Source organism: Sphingobium sp. ba1 (assembly GCF_000743655.1).
Taxonomy (GTDB): Bacteria; Pseudomonadota; Alphaproteobacteria; order Sphingomonadales; family Sphingomonadaceae; genus Sphingobium.
On record NZ_JPPQ01000077.1, the window covers coordinates 1 to 3,749 of the forward strand.

General features: G+C 65.2%; 3 protein-coding genes. 1 reads left to right on the forward strand and 2 read right to left on the reverse strand.

What is annotated here, in order from left to right; translation table 11 throughout:
• Positions 1-210 precede the first annotated feature (210 nt).
• Entirely contained in the window at positions 211-1,200 is a 990-nt protein-coding gene (locus IL54_RS19160; protein WP_037479606.1) for a threonine ammonia-lyase, read from the forward strand.
• A gap of 103 nt (positions 1,201-1,303) precedes the next feature.
• Here IL54_RS19160 and IL54_RS19165 read toward each other — a convergent pair whose 3' ends face one another.
• Both IL54_RS19165 and IL54_RS19170 read right to left on the reverse strand, forming a co-directional pair.
• Entirely contained in the window at positions 1,304-2,227 is a 924-nt protein-coding gene (locus tag IL54_RS19165; RefSeq protein WP_037479607.1) for a response regulator transcription factor, read from the reverse strand.
• Positions 2,224-3,749, reverse strand: a 1,526-nt coding sequence (locus IL54_RS19170; protein WP_156106322.1) for an ATP-binding response regulator, incomplete at its 5' end; no start/stop codon positions are given. The genes IL54_RS19170 and IL54_RS19165, both read right to left, overlap by 4 nt.

The following is a 3,749-nucleotide window of genomic DNA, read 5'->3' on the forward strand; positions in this document are numbered from 1 at the left end:
CGATCCCGCCTTTGCGGACATGCCGGTCATTTTCCTGACCGACAGTTCGGGCCATGAGGCGGAGGAGGAGATGCGCGCGCTCGACCCCGCCGGGGTGTTGAGCAAGCCGTTCAATCCGCTGTCGCTGGCGATCGACATTCGCCTGATGGCCGATCGCTGGAGCGCGATGCACTGATTGCGTGCGGGTCGATCATGGCGCTAGGATGCGGCATGACAGACCCGCTTGCCATCACCCCCGCCGACATTTCCGACGCCGCCTGGATCATCGCGGCGGCGGCCGTCCGCACCCCGCTGATCGAGAATGACCGGCTCAATGCTTTGTGTGGGCGGCGGGTGCTGCTCAAGTTCGAGGGCGCGCAGCGGACGGGATCGTTCAAATTTCGTGGCGCCTTTAATCGGCTGGCGCGGCTGAATGCGGAAGAGCGGGCGGCGGGTGTGGTCGCCTGGTCTTCGGGCAATCATGCGCAGGGCGTTGCCGATGCCGCGCAGTTGCTCGGCATTGCGGCGACCATTGTGATGCCTGCCGATGCGCCCTCGATCAAGCTGGCCAATACGCGCGCGCTGGGGGCGGAGGTCGTGACCTATGACCGGCTGCGCGAGAGCCGCGAGGCGATTGCCACCGCGCTGGCGGAGCAACGGGGTGCGACGCTGGTGCCCTCGTTTGACGACCCCTTCATCATCGCCGGGCAAGGGACGGTCGGGCTGGAAATTGTCGAGCAGGTCAAGGATGCTGGCGCGACGCTGGGGCAGGTGCTGGTCTGTTGCGGCGGCGGCGGGCTGACGGCGGGGATTGCGACGGCGGTGAAGGCACAGGCGCCGGAGGTGGCGATCTATACGGTCGAACCGGCGGGGTTCGACGATACGGCCCGGTCGCTGCGCAGTGGCGTGCGCGAGGCGGTGGCGGCGGATGCGCGATCGATCTGCGATGCGTTGCAGGCACCGATGCCGGGCGCGATGACTTTTCCCATTAACAAGGCGCTGGTCACCGGCGGGCTGGTGGTGACTGACCGGCAGGTGCGGGACGCGATGCGCTTTGCCTTTTCGACACTCAAGCTGGTGGTCGAGCCGGGCGGGGCGGTGGCGCTGGCGGCGATGATGCAGGGGCTTGCGCCGCCGACCGACGGGGTCAGCGTGGTGGTGCTGTCGGGGAGCAATGTCGATCCGGTGGATTATGCGGCGATATTGACTGGGACGGATTGAGGTGCGGGCGTTTTGATCCGTTCGTTTCGAGCGAAGTCGAGAAACGTTTGCGCGGGCGTTTCTCGACTTCGCTCGAAACGAACGGGGTTTGAGGGCTGTCGCGTCAGTGGGCGATGACGCGGACGGCGAAGGCCGCGGCGGCGGCGCGGGTTTCGACGCCGAGTTTCTCGAAAATCTGTTCCAGATGCTTGTTCACGGTGCGCGGGCTGATGACCAATATCTCGCTGATGACGCGGTTGGGTTTGCCATAGCTGATCCAGAGCAGCACTTCGGCTTCGCGCTGGGTGAGGCCGAAATGGCTTTGCAGCCGGGCGATGTCGGCCAGCGGGTCGAGATGGTTGAGGCGGATCAGCACTTCGTCGCGGCGGGGGCGGCCGACGATGATGAGTTCGACGGTGTCGCCGCCGGGGCTTTCGGTCTTGACCGTGGTGCCCGATGGCAGGTCGTCGGGCAATAGGCGGGCGACGGGCGCGCGGAGCATGGCGGGAAGCGCGGTGTCGGTGCGCGACCAAGCGGGTTCGAGCGCTTCCATGAGCTTGTCGGCCCCCGGCGTGCGCCAGGAGAGCGCGCCATCCGCGCCAACGGCGATGAGATTGCGGCCCGTCGCGTCGAGCGCATAATGGCCGCCCTGGGTCTGGCGCGCATTGGCCATGTGGACGCGGACGCGGGCGAGCAATTCCTCGACCACGATGGGTTTGCGGACATAATCGACACCGCCTGCTTCGAGCGCGTGGACGACATGCTCGCTTTCGGTGAGGCCGGTCATGAAGATGATCGGCACCGGCGCGCCCTGGGGCAATTGCTTGATCGCGCGGGTGGTTTCAAAGCCGTCGAGGCCGGGCATCACCGCGTCCATCAGGATGAGGTCGGGCACGACGTGGTTCAGCAGTTCGAGCGCCGCTTCGCCACTGGTGGCGATAAGGACGGAGATGTTCGCGGCCTCCAGCGTGTCGGTGAGGAAGCGCAGGGATTCGGGCGTGTCGTCCACGACGAGGACGGTATCGGAGCGCGGCGTCGGGGTGGTCATTTTACGGCCCTTATGATTTTTATCAGCCCCTTGAGGTCGAAACGGTCGAGGTGGGCGAGCATTCGGGCGGCGAGCGGCTGGGCCTGGGGCACGGCTTGTTCCAGCGCGCGGATGCTCGATTCGATGCCGCGCACATGGCCGATGATCGCCTTTTGCTCGATATCGGCCAGGATCGGCAGGGCGTCGTCCGGCAGATCGGGCAACAGAAGGTCGTCGGGCGTGGGGGCTTCGGGTGGCGGCGCGTCGCCGGTCCAGCGGATGTGCAACTGGTCGGCGATCGCGTCCAGCAGCGCGTCGAGATCGACGGGTTTCATGAGGAACATATCATGCGCCGCGCGGCCGTCGCCGCCACGATGATATTCATGCGCGTTGGCCGACACCATGATGATCCGCACCTTGCCCCCCAGCGTTTCGCGTAGCGCTCGGCTGATGTCCCAGCCGGATTCGCCGGGCATGGAGATGTCGAGCAGCACGATGTCGGGCGCATCGCGCGCGGCGATGTCGAGGCCTGCGCGACCGCTGAGCGCTTCCATCACGGTGAAATCAAGCGGTTCGAGCAGGCCGCGCAGCACCGCGACCTGCGATGGATCATCATCGATCAGCAGCACCTTGCGCCGTTCGCCGACATAGCCGGAGATCCGGTCCACCGGGGGCGCGTCCTCGATCGGGTTGGCGACGTGGCCGAGCATCAGGCGGACGGTGAATTGGGTGCCTTTGCCCGTTTCGCTGACGACCGAGAGGTCGCCGCCCAATATTTGGACCAGTGCCTGGGTGATGGAGAGGCCAAGGCCAATGCCCTTTTGCCGTTGCGCGTCGGGGTTGCTGCCGCGCTCGAAGGGGTCGAACACGCGTTTCAAGTCATCGGGCGCGATGCCAAGGCCGGTGTCGATGATGTCGAAGGTCGCCATCTGGCTGCGATAGGCAACGCGGAAGGTGACGGAACCGGTGCGGGTGAATTTGATCGCGTTGGAGAGCAGGTTGATGAGGATCTGGCGCAGGCGTTTCTGGTCGGTGCGGACGAAATCGGGCAGTTTTTCGGGCCGCTCGAACAGAAATTCGATGCCCTTGGACTGGGCCTGCGGGCGGAACATGTTGGCGATCTGATCAACGAAAGGGGCAAGGCGGACGGTTTCGCTGCTGATGCGCAGGACGCCGCTCTCGACCTGGCTGATGTCGAGCAGCCCTTCGACGAGATTGGTCAGATGTTCGGCGCTGCGGCGGATGATCTTGGCGGCTTCGACGGGTGCGATGTCGTGGCCGCGCTCCATCAATTGCGCATAGCCGTAGATGCTGTTGAGCGGCGAACGGATTTCGTGGCTGACGCTGACGAGATAGCGGCTCTTGGCGGCATTGGCGGATTCGGCGGCTTCCTTCGCCTTTTGCAGTTCCGCGCCGGTGACGTCATGGGCGATTACCTCTTCCATCAGCTTTTGCACATGATGCTCGCTTTCCTGCATCGCGGTGCGGCGGCTTTGGTGGGCGAGGACGATCATCCAGGCGATGACCCCGCCGATGAGCGAGA

What these genes read in the sequence shown, in the direction of transcription:
- IL54_RS19160 (WP_037479606.1), top strand. Translation starts at nt 211, where the DNA reads ATGACAGACCCGCTTGCCATCACCCCCGCCGACATTTCCGACGCCGCC.
- IL54_RS19165 (WP_037479607.1), bottom strand. Translation starts at nt 2,227, where the DNA reads ATGACCACCCCGACGCCGCGCTCCGATACCGTCCTCGTCGTGGACGAC.